This is a genomic window from Sphingomonas bacterium (genome assembly GCF_903642285.1).
Classification (GTDB): domain Bacteria; phylum Pseudomonadota; class Alphaproteobacteria; order Sphingomonadales; family Sphingomonadaceae; genus Sphingomonas.
The window spans coordinates 85,609-104,771 of sequence record NZ_CAHJWJ010000009.1 but is presented as its reverse complement, the minus strand read 5'-3'; the positions used below and the strand labels follow the sequence as shown (position 1 = coordinate 104,771).

The following is a 19,163-nucleotide window of genomic DNA, read 5'->3' as shown; positions in this document are numbered from 1 at the left end:
TTGCGTCGAAGTCACTCGCAAGGGGAATAAGCTGCGCTAAGCTCTGCGTGTTTGCAAACTACATAATCGCCTTTTTTTTGCGGGTGATGTGGCACCAGGATCAATATGTTACCCTCAACGCGCCAGGACTTTAGCTGGGAAAGAAAGTTCATCCCGAGCACGTCGGTATCGCCGAACGCTGGCGAGACGACGACCGGCAGGTCGCGCGCGATGACATCGCCGAGCCTCAGCGTGCCGATCGTCGCGGTTTGCGCGGCGATCGTGCCGTTGGCGGTGCGCAGCGCCATCGGGAACATCGGATCGCCGACATCGAGCCCCGCCGCGGCCGCGGTGCCGGTGGACAGCGCGGTGACGGTTGCACCGCTGTCGACCAGCCGCCGCCGTTGGACCCCGTCGATCCGCGCGCGTGCCCAGAAATGGCCGTCCGGCGACATCGCGATCCGGACTTCGTCGCCGACCACGCTCTGATCGTCCAGTCGCAATAGCCGAACGACATGCGACAAATAGGGGTCGAACCGGCCGCGGTCCTGTACCACCATCACCAGCAGCGCGAGCAGACCGATCCATGTCGCGATCCGGACCAGTCGCCCGATGATCGGCAGGCGACTGGCGATCACGACGACGAGCAATAGCGTTGCCAGCGTAACGACGAGGGAAGCCTCATGCCCGGACAGGCCGGCGGCGGACAGCGCGTTCATCTGCCGCCGATAGCCGTGTCGGCCTGTATGATTGCTGAAGCTTTACGCTATATCGGCGTTGCCCGTGGCGCGCGAAGGATCGTTCGCACCCGATCGATGGGACGTTCGTCGCATCGTGCCAGCATTCCAATGGAAGGTCTTTCGTGAACGAACTCCTGACCTCGACCGAAGTCACCTTGAAACCCGATCCTTCCCGAACGATCGTGCGACCCTTCGCCCCCGAATACCCCGGTGCGTTCGGCGATCCCGCACGCCCGCGGGCACAGGTCATCGTCGACCGTATCCTCGCCATGGATGAGGCGGCGGTGGCCGAGGAACGCCGCAACGTCGTCCAGTCGCTCGATGAACGCCACCGCGACGTGGACGATATGTTGTTGCGCCGGTTTCACGAGGTCGAGGCGCTCGACGTTGCTTGCGACGGGGTGCGGACCGATCAGGCCATGCTGATCGGTGCCTATTTCTGCGAAGAATATTCCTACGAGGCCGCTGCCCTCTTCAATCCGAGCATCGTCCTCCATCCCGACCAGAAGGATGCGCCGGCCGGGGCCGTGAAGTTCGTGATGTCGCTGCGCGCGATCGGGGAGGGCCATGTGTCCTCCGTCACGTTTCGCGCCGGCCTGTGGGATGCGGATGACCGCGTTACGGTAAAGGACCCCCGCCCGATCTCGGTCGCGCCGATCATCGACCAGCGCGACGTCGAGCAGGATCAGACGACCCTGCGCTGGCCGAACGACGTCGGATCGGCGACGCCCGTGCTGTTTCCGCTCACACCCAGCCAGAGGCAGGGCATCGAGGACATGCGCTTGGTCCGGTTCGAGGACGAAGGCAAGACGCAGTATTTTGGTACCTACACCGCATTCAACGGGCTGGAGGCACGGTCCGAGTTACTGGAAACCGACGATTTCCTGACCTTCAACCTGCGCCCGATGACCGGTAATGCGGCGGCGGCGAAGGGCATGGCATTGTTTCCACGCAAGGTCGGCGGCCGCTACGCGATGCTGTCGCGTCAGGACAGCGAGAATATCTGGCTCATGATGTCGGACGATATCCGCCACTGGGAGGGCGGACACAAGCTGATCGAGCCCAGATACCCGTGGGAATTCGTCCAGATGGGCAATTGCGGGTCGCCGATCGAGATCGACGAGGGCTGGCTGGTGCTGACGCACGGCGTCGGGACGGTGCGCAATTATTGCATGGGGGCGGCCTTGCTCGACAAGGACGACCCGTCGAAGGTTCTGGCGCGCACCCCCAGACCGATCGTCGAGCCGAGCCCGGGGGAAAGGGACGGCTATGTCCCAAATGTCGTCTATAGCTGCGGATCGCTCGCGAACGGGCGAAGGCTGCTGCTGCCCTACGGCGTCGCCGACTATTTCACGACATTGGCCACGCTCTCTATCGACGATCTTCTTGCCGCGATGGTGTGATCGGACAGCCCCGCCGCTCGACCGGGGCGGGGCTGTCCGGCGTCAGCCGCCGGTGACGCGCCAGACGGTGTCGCCCAGATCGTCCGCGATCAGCAGCGCGCCCGCCTTGTCGACCGCAAGCCCGACCGGCCGGCCATGCGCCTTGCCGTTGGGGCCGACGAACCCGGTGACGACGTCCTGCGTCTTGCCTGCGGGCTTGCCGCCGGCGAAAGGAATGTACACGACCTTGTAGCCGTTCAGCGGGTTGCGATCCCAGCTGCCATGTTCGCCGACGAACGCACCGCCGCGATACTGCACCGGCAGGTTCGCCGATCCGTAGAAGGTCATGCCCAACGGCGCGACATGCGAACTAAGGCTGTAGTCGGGGAGGATCGCCTTCGCCACCAGATCGGGCCGCCGTGGCATCACGCGCGGATCGACGTGCTGCCCCCAATAGCTGTATGGCCAGCCATAGAACGCACCGTCCTTAACTGACGTCATGTAATCGGGAACCAGGTTCGGCCCGAGTTCGTCGCGTTCGTTGACGACCGCCCATAGCTGCTTGGTATGCGGTTCCCAGGACAGGCCGTTGGGATTGCGGAGCCCGCTGGCGAAGATGCGGTGTGCGCCGGACGCCCGATCGACCTCCCAGATATCGGCGCGGCCCAGTTCTGCTCCAATGCCGTTTTCGGTGATGTTGCTGTTCGATCCGATGCCGACATACAGCTTCGTGCCGTCGGGGCTGGCGGCGAGACTCTTGGTCCAGTGATGGTCGATCGGCCCACCGGGTAGTGCGGTCAGCTCGGTACCGGGGGCGGTTATCGTCGTCTGGCCGGTCTTATAGGGAAAACGGACGATCGCGTCGGTGTTGGCGACATACAGGTCGCCGCCGACCAGCGCCACACCGAACGGCGAGTTCAGATGATCGATGAAAATCGTTCGGACGTCGGGTTTTCCGTCGCCATCGGTATCGCGCAGCAACGTGATCCGCTGCGCGCCCTTCGCACCCGCACCGGCGAACATCTGGACGAACCCCATTATGAGTTCCTTGGGCCGGTTCACCGGGGCGGGGGGACCGCTGCTCTCGACGACCAGGACGTCGCCGTCGGGCAGGACGTAGAGCGACCGCGGATGCGAGAAGCCGGTCGCCAACGGGGCGATCTTCAGCCCCGGCGCGACGACCGGCATCGCGCCGTCCTTCCACCGATCGACCGGCGCGACGTGCATCGGCGGGACGAGATACTGGTTCTGCTCCGGCAGCGGCGGGTTCGGGCCGACCTGGGTCATCGCATCCATCTTGCTCGATCCGCCGCACGCTGCGAGTGCGACCAGCCCGGTACCGAGCGCGAGCCGCCACAAGGCGGCGACAGGATGATTGGCGGACATCAGCGGACACCTCCGGCCTGTTGGCGATAGACGATCGAATTGCCGATCCACGCGGTGACGAGCACGAGGACCGTCACGATCCCGGACAGGATAATTCCCATGGGCACGACCGAAGTGTACGCATCGCGGCTGTGGACGAACGCATTCCACAGCGAGAGCAGCAGGACCAGTGCGTTGCCGACGGAATGAAACCAGCCCGGCCGATGCGCGCGCACGCGCTTGCTCGCGACGAAATCTACGATGCCGACGACCGCCGCCAGCACACCCATCACCAGCCCGGCGGTGATCAGCCAGATCGAGAAGTTCGCCCATTGCATGTTGTAGGTTTCGGCATAGGCGATGTCGGTCAGGAAGGCACCGGTGAAGCAGGCGATCGGATAGGCGGCGAGCAGTCCATGGATCGGATGCCACCCGGCACCGGACGGGTATTTCGGATAGGTCGTGGCCATGCTGCAATCCCCGTTTGCGGCAAGCGACGCCGCGTCAGGGCATTGTACGTTCCGCTTTACCGCGATGTTCCGTCAGCGTGCCGCGAACAACGCCTTTCGCAACATTACATGCACGCCCTTGTTGCGATCCACCAGTTCGGTCACTTCGACGTCGCCGGCCACGCTGACGAGCATATAGGCGTCGTCCCGGGTCATGCCTTTTTGCGCCACCAGGAAATCGATCATGTTGCGTAGCGCCTTTCGCGTCGCGTTCGACAGGTCGTCGTCGAAGCCCATCGCGATGTACGCGTCGGGTGTCTCCGCACGGGGGTAGATTGGCGGCGTCGGCGCCCCTGGGGCGGGGGTGACATGCTTGTGAAGCACGAACTGGAAGGTGCCGACCAACGACGTCTCGAGCGCGGTGATGTCGACCTCGCCATTGCCTTGCGCGGCATGCCCGTCGCCGACCTGGAACAACGCCCCCGGTGCATAGACGGGCAGGAACAGCGTCGTGCCGGCGACCAGTGCCTTGTCGTCCATGTTGCCGCCGTTGATCGTCGGCGGTGCGGAATCATAGCGTCCGAATGCGGGGGGTGGCGCGACGCCCATGCTGCCGAAGAACGGATGCAGCGGCACATCGACGCCGGGCGCGAACCGCCCGATCATGCGCGTTTTGTCGAGCGGCACGATCTTCATGCGGGCATAGGGAAAATCGTCGGTCAGGAACCCGGCACCGTAGCGGAATGCGTTATATGCATAGGGGATGGCGAGATCGATCCGCTTGATCCGTATCTCCAGCACGTCGCCCGGCTCCGCGTCCGCGATCGCGATCGGCCCGGTCAGGATGTGCCCGCCCGGCCCCCGGGCGGCGGCGGGGACGCCGTCGAACACCGCGCGCAGTGCCGGCTCGACGTCGCCGGGCGCGACCCCGGCCTTCTCGAGTCCCGTCGGGCTGTTGGTCAGCAGCGTGTGGACGACGACGGTATCGCCCGACCTGACCGTCATTACCGGCTTGTCCGCGGCGTCGTAATGCCCCCAGGCGACCGTCTGCGGCGTGGGTTTCAGTTCGTACGTACCGGCGATTGCCGGACCGCCGGCGAAGAGGGCTACGGTCCCCGCCAGCAGCATTTGTCGAGCCTTGTGCATCACCGGCGTTCTCCCTGTTCGCTGTCCGATTGCGAGCATGCACGCGGCGGCCCCGGGACGCCAGTGACGGCGCGGTGCGGACATCGATCGACGCCACGCCGGCACGGGGCTTCGCACATCGCCCAACATTGCCTATGACCCCCGGGCGGCCGTGGAGACGGCCCGGGGGGACCATTGCTCGACAGTCAGATCGTACCGGTCGTCCGGCCCTTGTCGCGCTCGCTCGGTCTGCTCGGCGTGCTGTTCCTCACGCTGTCGGTCGCGACGCCGGCGTCGTCGGTTTTCGTCATCGTGCCGGGCATGCTCCACGCCGCCGGCAGCGGGACGATCTGGGCGTTGGCACTGGCAGGGGTCGTCTGCGTCGCCACCGCGTTCGTTTATGCCGAACTTTCCTCGGTCTGGCCGATCGCCGGGGGCGAATATGTCCAGGTCGCGCGAACGCTCGGGCCGCTGGCGGGCTTCGTGATGCTCGGGGTCAACGTCTTCAACAACCTCCTCTTCCCGCCCGTTCTCGGGCTGGGGGTCAGCGCGGTGCTGTCGACGGTGATGCCCGGTCTGCCGCAGGTACCCGTCGCGATCGCGGTCGTCGGGCTGTCGACGATCGTCGGTCTGCTCAACATCCGCGTCAACGCCGTCGTCACGGGTGTCTTCCTGGCCATCGAGATGCTCGCGCTGCTGGTCGTCGCCGCGCTGGGGTTCGCACATCCGATCAATTCGTTCGCCGCGCTGCTGCTCCACCCGGTCATGCCGGCGGGGCAGGGGCTGATCGCCGCATCGCCGGCCTCGATCGGGTTGGCGACCTCGATCGCGATCTTCGCGCTCAACGGCTATGGCTCCGCGGTATATTTCGGCGAGGAGTTGCACGACGCGCCGAACCGGATCGGGCGTGCGGTGATGCTCGCCCTCGTCGCGACGCTGCTGCTGGAGGCGCTGCCGATCGCGGCCTTGCTGGTCGGGGCACCCGATCTGGCGGCCAGTTTTACGTCGGAGGACCCGTTCGGGACGATGGTCGTCGCGCGCAGCGGGTCAGTGCTGGCGGGGTGGATGGCGGTCGGCGTCGTCATCGCGATCATCAACGCGTCGATCGCATGTATCCTGGCCTGCGCGCGGTTCTTCTACAGCACCGGACGCGATGGTGCCTGGGGGCGGCCGGTCGACCGGTGGATGCTGGCGATCCATCCGCGCTTCGATTCGCCATGGCTCGCGACGCTGTTGGTCGGGGGGATCGGCATGCTCTGCTGCTTCCTGCCGCTGACCCTGCTGCTGGTGCTGAGCGGTGCGGGGCTCATCGCGATCTATGCGGGTATCGCGCTGGCGGCGATGGTCGGACGGCATACCGGTGCGACCGACCATGCGCCATTCCGGATGCCGTTCTACCCCGTCGCTCCGGTCCTGACGATCCTCGCGCTCGGCTATGTCGTCTACACCAGCTGGCTCGACCCGGACGAAGGTCGACCCAGCCTGATCGCGACGCTGGCGCAGGTCCTGCTCTCCGCCGCATACTATCTGTGCGTCCTGCGCCGCCGCGGCACCTGGGTGATCCACGACCCCGTCGAACCGGTTCGATGAGGGCGCTTTCCCGCCGTAAGAAGATGGGAAAGAACGATCTTGCAATATAAATCGACCCACAGCAGCTTGCGCGGATGGACAAGCTTGCCATGCGCGTCATGACGGATTCGCTGACCGAGCCGCAGCGGGCGTGCCTGCGGCTGGTCGCGACGCATCATAATTCCAAGGAGATCGCCCATTTGCTCGGCGTGTCTCCCTCTGCAGTCGACAAGCGGATCGAACGCGCGGTCCAGATCCTCGGTGCGCGGTCTCGTTTCGCCGCAGCGCGGGCGCTGGCCATGACCGAAGGTACGCCTTTCGCCGAGCCCGAGTCAGTCGCGGAGGACGGCACGTCCGATCGGCTGCCATGCGATCCGATCGACCTTCCCCCCGCGGCCTTTTCCCTGCCAGAGATGGGGCAGGACGAGCCGTGGTGGCTCGTCCGCCGGTTGATCGGGCTGTCGTCGCCCGGCCACCGGGTCGGCGGCAGGACCCGCAATGACCTGACCGTGCTGCAACGGCTCGGTGTGATCATGGCGGTAACGCTGTTCGTGGCGGTGTCTTCGGTTGCGGTGCTGAACATGGCGGTGACGCTGTCTGGCATCGTTAAGGACCACCGGCCCGCACGCCGCTGACCTATCGACGGCGGGGAAGCGGCATTGCCGCTCGTGGGGGGAAGACACATGCTCAAGGAACGACGGCACGCCGTGGACACCGTGGCGGCACATTTTCTCAAGGCGGAAGCGGCGGCCGACGAGGCGGCGATGCTGACCAGCGAATGCGTTTCGACGTTCATGCGTCAACGCCTCGCCGCAAAGCTGCCGCTCGCCACGGGACTCGACGCGCTCCAGCTCCTGTCCGATGCGGCAGCCGATCTGGTCCGCGCACGCCAGCGCATGGTGGAGGCGCATCGCGCGCTGTTCGATACGAAGGGCGCCATCGGATTGCGCGGTTATGGCGCGGAAGGATGTCCGCCCGCGTCGATCGACGAACATCCGGCCGTCATGCTTGCGGCCGTGGCCTGAAGGTTCGGCAGGCGGCCGGTCCTGCGATCCGCCGCCTGCCACCGTCGCGTCGATGGTCTATATCGTTGTCTTCAACCTGATCCAATTGCTGGCGTCGCTCTACGCTTTCGTGCGGGGCGGGGCACCGGAACGACTGGCCGGGGGCTTGCTGCTGGTCGCGGCGCTGTTGACGCGTATATTCTTTCTCGGCTCCGTGGCACCCTATTTCGGGATCGAGATCGGCATCCTGGCGGTCGATGTCGTGCTGCTCGTGGCGCTCGTGACGCTGGCGCTCTACGCGGATCGGTTCTGGCCGATCTGGCTCTCGGCGCTTCAGGCGCTCGGGGCGGGTGCGCATATCGCGAAGGCGATCGATCCGTCCGTCGTGAGCATGGCGTACGCCATACTGCTTTCGGTCTGGAGCTACCCGATGGTTCTTATTCTGGCGGCCGCGACGCTTCGGCATCAGCGGCGTCTCGCGGTGGCGGGTTCCGATCTGGATTGGAGCGTCCGCTGATCCGCCCGCCTTAGCAATCCGAAAGCATTTCCAATGACGATTTTGTCGAACGCGACCGAGCGCCGAATGCGGCACGGCGGCGATTACCGGCGGCACCGGCCCGACCGGCTGGTCGCTACTGCCGCGATGATGGAACGCGCACGGCTGGCCTATGCCATCGGCGCACGGCGACAGTCTGCGCTGGGCAAGGGACTGTTTGCCGATCCCGCCTGGAATATCCTGCTCGACCTGTTCCTGTCGGACGAAGACGGGCGCGACCTTAGCGTTACCGCGGTTTGCATCGGGTCGCGGTCATCCTCCGCAACGGCGCTTCGCTATATCACCCTGCTCGTCGAACGCGGCCTGATCGACCGGATCGCGGACGAGCATGACGGCCGGCGGACCTATGTCCGACTGACCGCGAAGGGCTGGAACGCCATGGTCACCCTGTTCGAAGACGAGCGCGCCGCCGACTGACGCCGGGCGATCCAGCGTTCCGCTTTGGCAAGCGCGGGCGGATCGTCGACGTCGATCCAGTCGATGTCGCTACAATCGACCACATGCGCCGCCCTGCGTGCGGCGAGCAATCGCATGCCTTCGGTCAACGACGGCGCGTCCAGCGACGCCAGCGCATCTATCAGCGCGGGCCCGATCGCGAACACGCCGGTGTCATAAGCGTCATGCGGTTCCAGATGTTTGCCGATCGTGACGATCGATGTGCGGTCGGTCGCGACGCGGGTCACGTCGTCGGGATCGACCCAAGGATGCCCCAGCCGCCGATCGATGCCCAGCGTCGCACCGCCCTGCGTACCGATTTCCGCGAGCCGGAGATACAGCGCCGGGTCGACCAGATGGTCGCACATCGCCAGCACCGCGTCCCCGCCGGCCAGAGCGCTCGCTCCGGCCAACACCGATACGCCGTTGGGCAGCCGGTGATCGGCGACACGCACCGTCTCCACCGCCAACGGCCAGTCGCGCGCCGCGAGATGTCGCTCTATCGCACCGTGCAGATAGCCGAGCACCACGACGACCCGCGTCAAACCGGCCGCAGCCATGCCCGTCAGTGCATGGTCGATCAGCGGGACGCCGCCGACCGGACAAAGCGGCTTGGACGCAGCGGCATCGCGCAGTCGGCTACCTTCGCCGGCGGCCAGCAACAGCCCGGTGCGGATCACGCGGTCAGGCCGCCTTGATGAACTCTTCGACCGCGACCTGTGCCAGATCGTCGGTCATCTGCGTGCGCGGATGCTTGCAGAAATAGGCGGATGCCGGATCGATCACGCCGCGCAGGCCACGGTCGCTCGCGATCTTGGCGCATCGGATCATGTCGATCGCGACGCCGGCCGAATTGGGCGAGTCTTCGACCGACAGGCGAAGCTCCAGGTTCATCGGCACGCCGCCGAACAGCTGGCCTTCCATCCGCAGAAAGCAGACCTTGTTGTCGTTCTGCCACGCGACATAGTCGCTCGGGCCGACATGGATGTTCTCGTCTTCCAGCCGCTCCGCCGCGACCGACTGCACCGCTTCGGTCTTCGATACCTTCTTGGACGCGAGCCGCTTGCGGTTCGACATGTTCAGGAAGTCCGTGTTGCCGCCGGTGTTCAGCTGATACGTGCGATCGAGCTTGACCCCGCGCTTGGCGAACAGGTCGGTCAGCACACGGTGAACGATCGTCGCGCCCAGCTGCGCCTTGATGTCGTCGCCGATGATCGGCACGCCCGCCGCCTCGAACTTCGCGGCCCATTCGGGGTTGGAGGCGATGAAGACCGGGATGTTGTTGACGAACGCGACGCCCGCCTCGATCGCGCATTCGGCGTAGAATTCGGTCGCCTCCTGGCTGCCGACGGGCAGGTAGTTCATCAGCACGTCGGTGCCGCTTTCGCGCAATTCACGGACGACGTCTTCCTTGGTCGGCTCGGGCAGGTCCGCCGGAAGGAAGGTCCGATCGTCGTTATACGCCTCCATATGTTCGGCGACACCGTCCAGTGTACGGCCCATCTTCACAACGGTACCGGTTGCGGCGACATTGGCCGCGAAGATCGCGGTGCAGTTCGGCTTGGCGAAGATCGCCTCCGCGACATCCTTGCCCACCTTGCGACGATCGATATCCCAAGCCGCAACGACCTTGATGTCGCTTGGCCGGTAACCGCCCATGTCGAGATGCATCAGGCCGACGACGTCGTTCGCGCCTTCCCGGTAATGTTCCAGGCCCTGGACGAGCGAACTGGCGCAATTGCCAATTCCCACGACGGCGATACGAATGCTAGTCATCAGCGACCTTGTTCCTTTGCGAAGGCGGGGGCGAACCGGTCGTCGGACGTGCCCGAATGAAATGGCGACCCGTCGGTGAACCCGTGTTCGACGCGGCGATGCCATAAGAGCCCGACGATCGATACAATCGTCATAGGCGCGATTTCGACCCACCAGAAGATGCGGGGATTGCCCAATAGGCAGGCGACGCAGATGGTCCATACCCGGGTATTGGCGGACAGCATCGTCATGAACCGCATCGGCGCGACGGCAGCATCGGCATAACGTTCGCCAAGGGCGATGGGATCGTCGCTGCGTGCCAGCAGCCGTTCGAACCGCGCGCCTGCGCGGTCGGGCACGCCCGCGACATAATCGTAGAACCGGACCAGCGCGTTGCCCGTGATCGGCGTCGCGATCAGCGCCACACCTTTCGCCCGGCGGTGGAAACGCCCGCGCTCACCTTCGTACAAGCTCGATTGCACCATATGCGCTGCACCAGCCGTCACGGCCAGTGCCCAGCCCTCGACGGTACCGATCGACAGCGCCATCGCGACATAGATCAGGATGAAGACACCGTGATCACACAACCCGTCCAGCATCCGGCCGAGCGCGCTGGCCGTTTGCGTCGCGCGTGCGATCATCCCGTCCAGTCCATCGGCGATCAGCCACGCGACCGACAGCGCGAGCCCGGCGATGGCGGCAAGCGGATGTTGCCACCGCGCATAACACAGCGCGGCCAATATCCCGACGATGAGGCCGAGGATCGACACGGCATTCGCCGACAGCCGCATCCGAAGCGCGCGCGGCAGCAGCGCACGCGCCGCGGGATGAATCAGCCACAGATTGGACCAAGCCTCGATCCGGCGATCGCGCGACCCGTCCGGAGGGAGGGATGTCATAAGAATTTCATAATGCGCCGGAGGCGTTTGTTATGCAAGAAAGCTTATTCATGCGCGGCTAAGATACGCCGTTACGGCAATGCGCTCGACAGTTCGGCCAGCCACGCTGCCGCGGTCCCGTCGGATGGCGCGCGCCAGTCGCCGCGCGGCGACAGGGCGCCGCCGGCGGACACTTTCGGGCCATTGGGCATAGCGGACCGCTTGAACTGGCTGGTCGTAAAGAACCGGACCAGAAACTTCTCCAGCCAGCCGGCGATGGTCGTCAGATCGTAGGCGACGCGCGCGTCCGCCGGGAAATCCGCGGGCCAACGCCCGGCTTCGGCATCGCGCCAGGCATGCCAGGCGAGGAACGCGATCTTCGACGGGGCCATACCGTGGCGAACGACGTAATGGACGAAGAAATCGTTCAGCGCATACGGCCCGATCCGTGACTCCGTACTTTGGATCGCGCCGTCCGCGCCCGCGGGAACGAGTTCGGGCGAAATCTCGGTCGCGAGGATCGCCGCCAGCACGTCATGCGTCGCCGCGTCATATTGGTCGGTGCGGATACACCAGCGGATCAGAAATTGGATCAGCGTCTTCGGCACGCCCGCATTGACGCCGTAATGGCTCATCTGGTCGCCGACGCCGTATGTGCACCAGCCGAGTGCCAGTTCGCTCAGATCGCCGGTGCCGACGACCAGTCCGCCGCGCTGGTTGGCCAGGCGGAACAGGTAATCGGTGCGCAGCCCCGCCTGCACATTTTCGAACGTCACGTCGTAGACCGGATCGCCGTGCGCGAAGGGATGCCCGATATCCTCCAGCATCCTAGACGCGGCGGGGCGGATATCGATCTCCGCGGCGGCGATGCGCAGCGCGCGCATCAATTCCCACGCATTGCCCTTCGTGCCCTCACTGGTCGCAAAACCGGGCATCGTGAAGCCCAGAATATGGTCGCGCGGTCGCTGCAACCGGTCCATCGCCTTGGCCGCGACGATCAGCGCATGGGTCGAATCGAGACCACCGGAAACGCCGATGACCAGCGTTTTCGCATCCGCGGCAACGATCCGCTTTGCCAGACCTTCGACCTGGATGTTGAAGGCTTCGTAGCAGTCCGCGTCGCGCTTCCCGGGGTCGTTCGGGACGAAGGGAAAGCGGCGAACGTCGCGCATAAGGCCGATGTCCGCCTGTCCCATGTCGTGCTTGAACGTTACCCGCCTGAAACGACTTTCGGGATCGTTCGCCAGCCGCGCGGCATCGTTGAAGGTACCGGTCCGCATCCGTTCCTGCTCGATCCGTTCGGCATCGATATCGGCGACCAGCAATTCGCCGTCGCTCGCGAAGCGGCGCGATTCGGCGATCAATTCGCCCAGTTCGTGGATCATGCCCTGACCGTCCCAGGCGAGATCGGTCGTGCTTTCGCCCGGCCCGGCCGCAGAATAAACATAGGCGCAGACGGCCCGCGCGCTTTGCGCCGCGGACAGCATCGCCCGCTCGCGCGCCTTGCCGATCACGACGTTGGACGCCGACAGATTGCAGCAGATCAGCGCCCCCGCCAGCGCGCCGATGGTCGAAGGCGGCGTCGGGGCCCAGTAATCCTCGCAAATCTCGGCGTGGAACACGAAATGCTCGAGATCGTCCGCGGCGAAGATCAGGTCGGTGCCGAACGGGGCGGTCTGGCCCGCCAGCGTGATATGACAGGGTGCCGCGATTCCCGCGCCGCTGGCGAACCAGCGTTTCTCGTAATATTCCCGGTAGTTGGGGAGAAACGTCTTCGGCACCACGCCGAGGAGCCGCCCGCGTGCGATGGCGACCGCGCAGTTATAAAGCCGCCCGTTCCGCGGCAGCGCTGCACCGACCAGCAGCACCGGCGACAGGGTCTCGCTCGCCGCGACCACCCGCGCGATCGCCGCTTCCGTCGCGTGATGCTGCGCGGTCTGGAGATGGAGATCGTCGATCGCGTAGCTGGTGAGATTGAGTTCGGGGAAGACGATCAGGTCGACCCCTTGCGCATGGCCCTGCTCCGCCAGCGCGATCGTCGCGGCGGCGTTCGCCACCGTATCGCCGACGCTCGCCACCGGCGTCGCGGCGGCGACGCGGATCAGGCCGTGGGTGTGGATCGAAAAGAACGGATGACGCGCCATCGCCGCTGTCTAGCGGTGCTGCGGCGGGTCCGCCAGCATGGGGTTTGCGTCGGCGGCCCGGCTGGTTACCCTGCACGACATGACGACGACGGTGTACGGCATCCGCAACTGCGATACGGTCAAGAAGGCGCGGGCCTGGTTGGACGCGCATGGCATCGCCTATGCCTTTCACGACTACAAGGTGGCGGGCGTCGACCGCGGCAAACTGGAACGCTGGGTCGATCTGCTCGGCTGGGAAACACTGCTCAACCGTGCCGGCACCACCTTCCGCAAGCTGCCCGAGAACGACAAGGCGGCGATCGACCGGGACCGGGCGATCGCGATCATGCTCGCTTATCCCTCCGCGATCCGTCGGCCCGTGGTGGAATCGGGCGGGGCGTTGCTGGTGGGTTTCACCCCCGATACCTATATTATGCTCGCGCCGGGGGGCGACTAAGGAACCCAGCCATGCCGACCGCCACTTGGAACGACAACGTCATCGCGACCTCGGACGATATCGTGACCGTCGAGAACAACGCCTATTTCCCCGCCGACAGCATCGACTCCGCGCTGATCGAGGACAGCGCGACGACTTCGGTCTGTCCGTGGAAGGGTACCGCGCGGTACAAGACGATCGTTGTGGACGGGAAGCGCAATGTCGATGCGGTGTGGTATTACCCGGACCCGAAGCCGGCCGCGAAGGACATCAAGGATCGGTACGCGTTCTGGAAAGGCGTGACGGTCGCCTGACGGCGAAACTGCTACGCACCGAAGAGCTTGCTTCACGCGGCTGACGCTCGCACAGTTCGCCTTTCGGGGGAGGGCAAGATGACATCACGAACGCGCGCACCGTCATGGTTCATTATCGTCGCGCTGATCCTGCTGCTCTGGGGCCTGCTCGGTTGCTATTCCTGTCTCCAGCAATTGCGTCTGGGGGCGGAGGCGATGGGGCCGGCGAGCGCTTATGACCGAGCACTCTACGCCGCGCTGCCGGCCTGGTATAACCCGTGTTTCGCGGTCGCGGTGCTCAGCGGGACGCTGGGCGCGGCGGCGCTGCTCGCCCGGCTGCGCGCGGCGGTGCCGCTGGCGGTCGTCGCGTTGGTCACGGTCGTGATCATGTTCTGCTATATGTTCGTCGCCACCGACATCATCGCGCACAAGGGTGCGGCGGTGGCGACGGGCTTTCCGGCGATCATCGTGCTGATCGCGATCGGGCAGCTGTGGCTCGCACGCACGGCGCGCGCGCGGCGCTGGATCGGCTAGCGGCGGACGCCGCACCAGTCTATCGCGCGTTCCATGTCCGCGACCTATACCATCGACACGGCGACCAGCCGCGCGAACCCGACGCCCGCGCCGATGAAGCGCCTGACGATCCCCGCGATCCGCCGCGCGAAGGGCAAGACGCCGCTGGTGATGCTGACCGCCTATACCGTTCGCACCGCGCAGCTGCTCGATCCGCATTGCGACCTGCTGCTGGTCGGGGACAGCCTGGGGCAGGTGGTCTATGGTTTGCCGTCCACCGTGCCGGTCACGCTCGATATGATGGCGGCGCACGGCGCGGCGGTGGTGCGGGGAAGCTATCATGCGGTCGTCGTCATCGACATGCCGTTCGGCAGTTACGAGGCATCGCCCGAAAAGGCGTTCGAAAGCGCGGCGTGGTTATTGAAACAGACCGGCGCGGCGGCGGTGAAGCTGGAGGGCGGGACCGCGATGGGTCCGACCGTCAAGTTTCTCGGCGAACGCGGTATCCCGGTCATGGGGCATGTCGGCCTGACCCCGCAGGCGGTCAACGCGCTCGGCGGATATGGCGCGCGCGGCCGCACACCCGAGGAGGCTGCGAAGATCGTCGCCGACGGTCGCGCGGTCGCCGAAGCCGGCGCGTTCGCGCTGGTCGTCGAGGGGGTCGTCGAGCCGATCGCGGTCGAACTGACGCAGACGGTCGCGTGTCCTACGATCGGCATCGGCGCGTCGGCACGGTGCGACGGGCAGGTGCTGGTGGCAGAAGACATGCTCGGAATGTTCGAACGCACGCCGCGATTCGTGAAGCGGTTCGACGATCTGGCGGGGCGGATTTCGGCGGCGGTCGAAACCTACGCCGCCGACGTCCGGTCGCGCGCGTTCCCCGGCTCCGATCAGGTCTACGCACCCAGGGATTGACGCGCTTTCGTTTTCGACGCGCCGCGGCTAAGGTCCGTGGAACTTCTCTTGCACGTTTTCGGAGCCATCCTTGGCCATCACGCCCCATTCCAACGAAGCTTTCCTGCGCGAGGTCGACGAGGAACTGCGCCGCGATCAACTCGCCGGTTTCTGGACCCGCTGGGGTCGGTGGGTGGTCGTCGCGATCGTCGCCGCGCTCGCGATCTTCGGAGGTGTCCTGTACTGGCAGCACCATCAGGAGGCCGCGGCGGGGGTCGAAGGCGAGAAGCTGCAGGAGGCGTTCGACTTGCTCGGCGCGGGAAAGTTTCCCGATGCGCAGGCGAAACTGGCACCGATCGCGCAGTCCAGCCGCCCCGGCTACCGTGCGCTCGCGATCTTCAGTCAGGCGGACATCGCGCTCCAAAAGAACGATCTGAAGCGCGCCGCGACGCTGTTCGCCACCGTCGCCAGCGATACCGCGCAAGCCGATGCGTTCCGCAACCTTGCGCTCGTGCGTCAGACCTCCGCCGAATATGATATGCTGAAGCCGCAAGTCGTGATCGATCGGCTGCGCCCGCTTGCGGTGCCCGGCAACCCGTGGTTCGGCAGCGCGGGCGAGATGATGGCGATCGCGGACTTGCGGACCGGTCGGCGCGATCTGGCGGGCGCGCTGTTCGGCCAGATCGCGCGCGACGACGCGGTGCCGCAGACCATCCGTCAACGCGCGGTTCAGATGGCGGGATTACTCGGCGTCGATGCCTCCGCGGCGATAGCGGCGCCAACTCTCAATCAGGACGTGAAAGCGCAATGAAGACGAAGTTCCGGGCGTCGATCGCGATCGTCGCGCTGATGGGCCTGAGCGCCTGCGGCGTGTTCAAGGGCCATGTCAAACGGACGCCGACGGTCGGCAACCGGATTCCGATCCTGGTTTCCGAAAACGGAATCGAAACCGACAAGACGATCGCGAACGTTTCGGTGCTGCTGCCCGCGCCCGCGGTCAACGACAGCTGGACGCAATCGGGCGGCAACGCGTCGAAATCGATGGGACATCTGACGCTCGCGGCGAAGCCGGTGCGGCTGTGGCAGGCATCGATCAACGGCGGTTCGTCGCGCGAACCGCTCGCGTCGCCGCCGGTGATCGCCGACAACAAGCTGTTCGCGATCGACGTCGATTCCGTGGTGCACGCCTTTGCGGCGGATACCGGCGCGGTGCTGTGGTCGACCACGCTGGCGGAGCGGAGCCGCAACAGCGCGGCGCGCTTCGGCGGTGGCGTCAGCTATGACGACGGCCAAGCGTTCGCGACCGACGGCCTGGGCGATGTCGTCGCGATGGCGGCGGCGACGGGCAAGGTCGCGTGGCGGGCGAAGCCCGGCGGTCCGCTTCGCGGTGCCCCGACGATCGCGAACGGCGTGCTGTACGTGCTGACGCAGGACAACCAGATCTTCGCGATCGGCGAGTCGGACGGCAAGGTCCAGTGGACCGGTTCCGGCACGCTGGAGTCGCAGGGCGTGTTCGGCGTCGCGGCACCCGCCGCCAGCCAGGGATCGGTCGTCGCCGGCTTCTCCAGCGGCGAACTGAACGCCTATCGGTACGAGAACGGCCGCGTGCTGTGGCAGGACGCGCTGTCGCGGACCTCGGTCAGCACATCGGTGTCGAGCCTGGCCGATGTCGATGCCGATCCGGTGATCGACAACGGCAAGGTCTATGCGGTCGGACAGGGCGGGCGAATGGTCGCGCTGGAGCTGTCGACCGGGCAGCGGCTGTGGGAACAAAATCTCGCCGGCATCTCGACGCCGTGGGTCGCCGGCGATTGGCTGTTCGTCGTCACCGACGACGCCCGCCTGATCTGCATCGCGCGCGCGACCGGCAAGGCGCGCTGGATCGCGCAGCTGCCGCGCTATCGCAAGGCGAAGAACAAGTCGGGGCCGATCAACTGGTACGGCCCGGTCCTGGCGGGCAACCGGCTGGTGCTGACCAATTCCGAAGGCCAGATCACCTTCGTGCTGCCCGGCGACGGCACGATCGCGGATACGATCGAGGTGAAGGACGGGTTCAGCCTGCCGGCGGTGGTGGCGAACCAGATATTGTACGTGCTCGACGAGCGCGGGCGGATCAGCGCGTATAAGTGATGCCCCCGTCATCCCGGGCTCGTCCCGGGATCCAGAGCTAAAGGACATCCCGGGCGGCTCTGGATGCCGGGACGAGCCCGGCATGACGGACCTAGGGTGACGAAACCGCGCCGTTCGTCTAGGGTCCGGCGATGGCAAAAATTCCCGTCGTCGCGATCGTCGGCCGTCCGAACGTCGGCAAATCGACGCTGTTCAACCGCCTCGTCGGCAAGAAACTGGCGCTGGTCGACGACCGGCCCGGCGTCACGCGCGATCGGCGCGAGGGCGATGCGTCGCTGATCGGGCTCGATTTCCGGATCATCGACACCGCCGGCTACGAGGATCACGACGTCCAGACATTGCCCGGCCGGATGCGCCAGCAGACCGAAGCCGCGGTGGCGCAGGCGGACGTCGCCTTGTTCCTGATCGATTCGCGCGCCGGGATCGTCCCGCTCGACGAGGAGATCGCACGGTGGCTTCGGGCGTCGAGCACGCCCGTCGTGATCGCCGCGAACAAGGCGGAAGGCCGCGCCGGCGAGCAGGGCATCATCGAGGCACTGGCGCTGGGGTTCGGCGATCCCGTCCAGCTATCGGCCGAACATGGCGAGGGCATGGGCGACCTGTTCGACGCGCTGTTGCCCTTGCTCGAACCCGAGGGCGTCGAAGAGGCGTTCGAGGACGAGGACGATGAACGTCCCGACGCACCGCTGAAGCTCGCCATCGTCGGACGCCCGAACGCGGGCAAATCGACGCTCGTGAACAAGATGCTGGGCGAAGACCGGATGATCACCGGGCCCGAGGCCGGGATCACGCGCGATTCGATTGCGGTCGACTGGACGTGGCATGACAAGGACGGCCACCCGCGGCAGGTCCGGTTGATCGACACCGCGGGCATGCGCAAGCGGGCGAAGGTGCAGGACAAGCTGGAGAAGATGTCCGTCGCCGACGCGCTGCACGCGGTCGATTTCGCGGAGGTGGTCGTGCTGCTGCTCGACGCGACTTTGGGGCTGGAGGCGCAGGATCTGCGGATCGCCGACCGCGTGCTGGAGGAAGGACGGGCGATCGTCATCGCGCTGAACAAATGGGACGTGGCGGAAAACGCCTCCAGTCTGTTCAACGGCGTCAAGCGCGCGCTGGAGGACGGGCTCAGTCAGGTGAAGGGCGTGACCGTCATGACCGTCTCGGCTGCGACGGGGAAGGGGATCGACCAGCTGATCGCCGCCGCGTTCGAGACGCGCGACGCGTGGTCGAAACGCGTGCCGACGGGGGAACTCAACCGCTGGTTCGAACGCGCGATCGAGGCGAACCCGCCCCCTGCGCCCGGCGGCAAGCGGGTGAAGCTGCGCTATGTCACGCAAGTGAAGTCGCGCCCGCCGAGCTTCGTGATCTTCGGCACGCGGGTCGATCAATTGCCGGCGAGTTACGAGCGGTATCTGGTCAATTCGATGCGCCGCGACCTGGGCTTCGGCGCGGTGCCGGTCCGGCTGACGATGCGCGCGCCGAAGAACCCGTTCGACCGCGACCGCGCCTGACCGCACGGCGACGCAATCGCAACGGG

Annotated in this window: 21 protein-coding genes; 13 read left to right on the top strand and 8 right to left on the bottom strand. The window is 65.9% G+C overall.

Annotated elements, in window-relative coordinates; genetic code table 11:
- Positions 1 to 11 precede the first annotated feature (11 nt).
- Positions 12 to 698: a retropepsin-like aspartic protease family protein gene (locus HUU99_RS06785; RefSeq protein WP_174285808.1), complete on the bottom strand. Its 687-nt coding sequence runs from the start codon at positions 696 to 698 to the stop codon at positions 12 to 14.
- Between the two features lie 143 nt (positions 699 to 841).
- On the opposite strand from HUU99_RS06785, the gene HUU99_RS06780 reads away from it, so the two are divergent.
- Entirely contained in the window at positions 842 to 2,122 is a 1,281-nt protein-coding gene (locus HUU99_RS06780; protein WP_174285807.1) for a glycoside hydrolase family 130 protein, read from the top strand.
- A gap of 42 nt (positions 2,123 to 2,164) precedes the next feature.
- Here HUU99_RS06780 and HUU99_RS06775 read toward each other — a convergent pair whose 3' ends face one another.
- The 3 genes from HUU99_RS06775 to HUU99_RS06765 all read right to left on the bottom strand — a co-directional run bounded on the left by HUU99_RS06775 (position 2,165) and on the right by HUU99_RS06765 (position 5,061).
- On the bottom strand, positions 2,165 to 3,487 hold the full coding sequence (locus tag HUU99_RS06775) for a PQQ-dependent sugar dehydrogenase (RefSeq protein WP_174285806.1): 1,323 nt from the start codon (positions 3,485 to 3,487) through the stop codon (positions 2,165 to 2,167).
- On the bottom strand, positions 3,487 to 3,936 hold the full coding sequence (locus tag HUU99_RS06770; protein WP_174285805.1) for a DUF2231 domain-containing protein: 450 nt from the start codon (positions 3,934 to 3,936) through the stop codon (positions 3,487 to 3,489). Before HUU99_RS06770 ends, HUU99_RS06775 begins: the two co-directional genes overlap by 1 nt.
- A 72-nt stretch (positions 3,937 to 4,008) precedes the next feature.
- Positions 4,009 to 5,061 carry an acetamidase/formamidase family protein gene (locus HUU99_RS06765; RefSeq protein WP_254602992.1) on the bottom strand — a complete coding sequence of 351 codons (1,053 nt, stop codon included), beginning with the start codon at positions 5,059 to 5,061 and terminating at the stop codon, positions 4,009 to 4,011.
- A gap of 174 nt (positions 5,062 to 5,235) precedes the next feature.
- Between HUU99_RS06765 and HUU99_RS06760 the strand changes: the two genes are divergently transcribed.
- From HUU99_RS06760 to HUU99_RS06740, 5 genes are all read left to right on the top strand, one after another.
- Complete coding sequence (locus HUU99_RS06760; protein ID WP_254602987.1) at positions 5,236 to 6,630, top strand: APC family permease; 1,395 nt, start codon at positions 5,236 to 5,238, stop codon at positions 6,628 to 6,630.
- Between the two features lie 89 nt (positions 6,631 to 6,719).
- A complete protein-coding gene (locus tag HUU99_RS06755; RefSeq protein ID WP_174285804.1) occupies positions 6,720 to 7,244 on the top strand; it encodes a sigma factor-like helix-turn-helix DNA-binding protein in 525 nt (174 codons plus the stop codon).
- Between the two features lie 48 nt (positions 7,245 to 7,292).
- Complete coding sequence (locus HUU99_RS06750; protein ID WP_174285803.1) at positions 7,293 to 7,634, top strand: hypothetical protein; 342 nt, start codon at positions 7,293 to 7,295, stop codon at positions 7,632 to 7,634.
- Between the two features lie 52 nt (positions 7,635 to 7,686).
- Positions 7,687 to 8,130 (top strand): hypothetical protein, encoded by a 444-nt coding sequence (locus HUU99_RS06745; RefSeq protein WP_174285802.1) that lies wholly within the window; start codon positions 7,687 to 7,689, stop codon positions 8,128 to 8,130.
- 33 nt (positions 8,131 to 8,163) lie between these two features.
- Positions 8,164 to 8,586: a winged helix DNA-binding protein gene (locus HUU99_RS06740; RefSeq protein ID WP_174285801.1), complete on the top strand. Its 423-nt coding sequence runs from the start codon at positions 8,164 to 8,166 to the stop codon at positions 8,584 to 8,586.
- Here the strand turns inward: HUU99_RS06740 and HUU99_RS06735 are convergent.
- The 4 genes from HUU99_RS06735 to HUU99_RS06720 all read right to left on the bottom strand — a co-directional run bounded on the left by HUU99_RS06735 (position 8,514) and on the right by HUU99_RS06720 (position 13,381).
- Positions 8,514 to 9,284 (bottom strand): NTP transferase domain-containing protein, encoded by a 771-nt coding sequence (locus HUU99_RS06735; protein ID WP_174285800.1) that lies wholly within the window; start codon positions 9,282 to 9,284, stop codon positions 8,514 to 8,516. The genes HUU99_RS06740 and HUU99_RS06735 overlap by 73 nt on opposite strands.
- A gap of 4 nt (positions 9,285 to 9,288) precedes the next feature.
- Entirely contained in the window at positions 9,289 to 10,380 is a 1,092-nt protein-coding gene (locus HUU99_RS06730) for an inositol-3-phosphate synthase (RefSeq protein WP_174285799.1), read from the bottom strand.
- Complete coding sequence (locus HUU99_RS06725) at positions 10,380 to 11,258, bottom strand: CDP-alcohol phosphatidyltransferase family protein (protein ID WP_174285798.1); 879 nt, start codon at positions 11,256 to 11,258, stop codon at positions 10,380 to 10,382. Before HUU99_RS06725 ends, HUU99_RS06730 begins: the two co-directional genes overlap by 1 nt.
- 71 nt (positions 11,259 to 11,329) lie before the next feature.
- Entirely contained in the window at positions 11,330 to 13,381 is a 2,052-nt protein-coding gene (locus HUU99_RS06720; protein ID WP_174285797.1) for an NAD(+) synthase, read from the bottom strand.
- A 79-nt stretch (positions 13,382 to 13,460) separates the two neighbouring features.
- Between HUU99_RS06720 and HUU99_RS06715 the strand changes: the two genes are divergently transcribed.
- The 7 genes from HUU99_RS06715 (at position 13,461) to der (ending at position 19,137) form a co-directional block, all read left to right on the top strand.
- On the top strand, positions 13,461 to 13,817 hold the full coding sequence (locus HUU99_RS06715) for an ArsC family reductase (RefSeq protein ID WP_174285818.1): 357 nt from the start codon (positions 13,461 to 13,463) through the stop codon (positions 13,815 to 13,817).
- A gap of 11 nt (positions 13,818 to 13,828) precedes the next feature.
- A complete protein-coding gene (locus tag HUU99_RS06710; RefSeq protein WP_174285796.1) occupies positions 13,829 to 14,110 on the top strand; it encodes a DUF427 domain-containing protein in 282 nt (93 codons plus the stop codon).
- A 78-nt stretch (positions 14,111 to 14,188) separates the two neighbouring features.
- Positions 14,189 to 14,623 carry a hypothetical protein gene (locus tag HUU99_RS06705; protein ID WP_174285795.1) on the top strand — a complete coding sequence of 145 codons (435 nt, stop codon included), beginning with the start codon at positions 14,189 to 14,191 and terminating at the stop codon, positions 14,621 to 14,623.
- Between the two features lie 33 nt (positions 14,624 to 14,656).
- A complete protein-coding gene (gene panB / locus HUU99_RS06700; RefSeq protein ID WP_174285794.1) occupies positions 14,657 to 15,517 on the top strand; it encodes a 3-methyl-2-oxobutanoate hydroxymethyltransferase in 861 nt (286 codons plus the stop codon).
- A gap of 70 nt (positions 15,518 to 15,587) precedes the next feature.
- Positions 15,588 to 16,307: a tetratricopeptide repeat protein gene (locus tag HUU99_RS06695; RefSeq protein WP_174285793.1), complete on the top strand. Its 720-nt coding sequence runs from the start codon at positions 15,588 to 15,590 to the stop codon at positions 16,305 to 16,307.
- Complete coding sequence (locus HUU99_RS06690) at positions 16,304 to 17,626, top strand: outer membrane protein assembly factor BamB family protein (protein ID WP_174285792.1); 1,323 nt, start codon at positions 16,304 to 16,306, stop codon at positions 17,624 to 17,626. Before HUU99_RS06695 ends, HUU99_RS06690 begins: the two co-directional genes overlap by 4 nt.
- Before the next feature lie 131 nt (positions 17,627 to 17,757).
- Positions 17,758 to 19,137: a ribosome biogenesis GTPase Der gene (gene der / locus HUU99_RS06685; RefSeq protein WP_174285791.1), complete on the top strand. Its 1,380-nt coding sequence runs from the start codon at positions 17,758 to 17,760 to the stop codon at positions 19,135 to 19,137.
- Positions 19,138 to 19,163: the final 26 nt, after the last annotated feature.

Bases quoted from the DNA above. Each gene is read 5' to 3' on its own strand.
- HUU99_RS06785 (WP_174285808.1), bottom strand. From the start codon at position 698: ATGAACGCGCTGTCCGCCGCCGGCCTGTCCGGGCATGAGGCTTCCCTC.
- HUU99_RS06775 (WP_174285806.1), bottom strand. From the start codon at position 3,487: ATGTCCGCCAATCATCCTGTCGCCGCCTTGTGGCGGCTCGCGCTCGGT.
- HUU99_RS06770 (WP_174285805.1), bottom strand. From the start codon at position 3,936: ATGGCCACGACCTATCCGAAATACCCGTCCGGTGCCGGGTGGCATCCG.
- HUU99_RS06765 (WP_254602992.1), bottom strand. From the start codon at position 5,061: ATGCACAAGGCTCGACAAATGCTGCTGGCGGGGACCGTAGCCCTCTTC.
- HUU99_RS06755 (WP_174285804.1), top strand. From the start codon at position 6,720: ATGCGCGTCATGACGGATTCGCTGACCGAGCCGCAGCGGGCGTGCCTG.
- HUU99_RS06750 (WP_174285803.1), top strand. From the start codon at position 7,293: ATGCTCAAGGAACGACGGCACGCCGTGGACACCGTGGCGGCACATTTT.
- HUU99_RS06745 (WP_174285802.1), top strand. From the start codon at position 7,687: ATGGTCTATATCGTTGTCTTCAACCTGATCCAATTGCTGGCGTCGCTC.
- HUU99_RS06740 (WP_174285801.1), top strand. From the start codon at position 8,164: ATGACGATTTTGTCGAACGCGACCGAGCGCCGAATGCGGCACGGCGGC.
- HUU99_RS06730 (WP_174285799.1), bottom strand. From the start codon at position 10,380: ATGACTAGCATTCGTATCGCCGTCGTGGGAATTGGCAATTGCGCCAGT.
- HUU99_RS06725 (WP_174285798.1), bottom strand. From the start codon at position 11,258: ATGACATCCCTCCCTCCGGACGGGTCGCGCGATCGCCGGATCGAGGCT.
- HUU99_RS06720 (WP_174285797.1), bottom strand. From the start codon at position 13,381: ATGGCGCGTCATCCGTTCTTTTCGATCCACACCCACGGCCTGATCCGC.
- HUU99_RS06715 (WP_174285818.1), top strand. From the start codon at position 13,461: ATGACGACGACGGTGTACGGCATCCGCAACTGCGATACGGTCAAGAAG.
- HUU99_RS06710 (WP_174285796.1), top strand. From the start codon at position 13,829: ATGCCGACCGCCACTTGGAACGACAACGTCATCGCGACCTCGGACGAT.
- HUU99_RS06705 (WP_174285795.1), top strand. From the start codon at position 14,189: ATGACATCACGAACGCGCGCACCGTCATGGTTCATTATCGTCGCGCTG.
- panB (WP_174285794.1), top strand. From the start codon at position 14,657: ATGTCCGCGACCTATACCATCGACACGGCGACCAGCCGCGCGAACCCG.
- HUU99_RS06690 (WP_174285792.1), top strand. From the start codon at position 16,304: ATGAAGACGAAGTTCCGGGCGTCGATCGCGATCGTCGCGCTGATGGGC.
- der (WP_174285791.1), top strand. From the start codon at position 17,758: ATGGCAAAAATTCCCGTCGTCGCGATCGTCGGCCGTCCGAACGTCGGC.